This window comes from Mycobacterium sp. E3339, from assembly GCF_001666915.1.
Taxonomy (GTDB): domain Bacteria; phylum Actinomycetota; class Actinomycetes; order Mycobacteriales; family Mycobacteriaceae; genus Mycobacterium.
The window spans coordinates 1-1,325 of record NZ_LZIZ01000168.1 but is presented as its reverse complement, the minus strand read 5'-3'; the positions used below and the strand labels follow the sequence as shown (position 1 = coordinate 1,325).

Annotated in this window: 1 protein-coding gene and 1 pseudogene; both read right to left on the bottom strand. The window is 69.9% G+C overall.

Annotation, left to right across the window (positions count from 1 at the left end; genetic code table 11):
- A partial coding sequence (locus tag A5702_RS15460; protein ID WP_156371897.1) for a PPE family protein occupies positions 1 to 765 on the bottom strand: 765 nt, incomplete at its 3' end.
- A 482-nt stretch (positions 766 to 1,247) separates the two neighbouring features.
- Positions 1,248 to 1,325 (bottom strand): annotated as a pseudogene (locus tag A5702_RS26395) (hypothetical protein); the annotation flags it as partial.

Genomic DNA, 1,325 nt, shown 5'->3' with positions numbered 1-1,325 from the left:
GTAGTTGTTCGTGGGGGTGGGCAACCCGCTTTGCAGGAAGTTCTGGATGGCGCTGGTCAGCCAGGTGAACGGCCCGGGCGGTGTCGTCGCGGCGGTGCTGGCCTGCTGCACGGCGGCGGCTTGCGGTGCCAGCGCGGCGACCTGGGTGGCGTTGGAGGCCACCGTCTGGGCGGTGTTGCCCGCCGGCTGAGTGGCCGCCTGGCTCACCGCCAACGCCTGATCGGCCAACCCATCAGGCGTGGTCGTGTTGGGCGGCGCGGCAAACGGGGTCAACTCCGAGGCCGTGGCCGAGGCCGCCGCATACCCATACATCGCCGCCGCGTCCTGGGCCCACATCTCCATGTACTGAGCCTCGGTCGCCATGATCGCCGGGGTGTTCTGACCAAAAAAGTTCGTCGCGACCAACGTCGCCAACAACACCCGATTCGCCGCAATCACCGGCGGCGGCACCGTCATCGCAAACGCCGCCTCAAACGCCGCCGCGGCCGCCCGACCCTGACTGGCCGTCTCCTCGGCCAACCCCGACATCGCCGAGAGCCAACTCACAAACGGCACCACCGCGGCCACCATCGACGCCGACGCCGGACCCACCCACGGCCCACTGGTCAACTCCGAAACCACCGAGCCATACCCACTGGCCGCCGTCGCCAACTCCGCGGCCACCTCATCCCACGCCGCCGAGGCCGCCATCAACGACCCCGAACCCGGACCCGCATACATCCGCCCGGAATTCACCTCCGGCGGTAACGCCCCGAAGTCAAACACCTGACGAACCGCCCGGTTCGAACGACATGTGTTTCCCTCGCGAGTGGTCTGGCTGGCTGGTTTCAAGCGAATTCGCTCGTTTGCGAAGGCTAGATCGCCGCGAGACGGCGGCGCTGGCGGCGAGCGGCCGGCAGGAAGGCAACCATGCCCTTCGCTGGGCGGCGGGGAGCGTGGCCGACGAGACGCCGGGCGGATGCGCGCGGTGGCGGGCCGCCCGCCTACCTGCGGGAACGGGACGCCGGGCGGATCGCCGCCCATTCTCGGCCCCGCGAAGGTCCGGGCGCGTCAGCCTCGGGGCGGGTTAAAAATCCGGTCGCAGAAAAAGGCCCGCGCCGCGTTCATCATGGCGACGCTGCGAGCCGGCCCGGACCGGGCACGCCGCCGCCGCATGCCCGATTCGTCGCCGGATAGCGAAACACGCTTTAGCGCGGCACTTTTCGCGCGCTAAAGCGTGTTCCGGCGGTGCTGAGAGAAACCGGCGGCTATCCGGCGAAGGGGGGTCGGGCCATGACGGTGGGGCGGAATCCGTATCGGGGGCCGGCACCGGCGTGGGTGCCGCT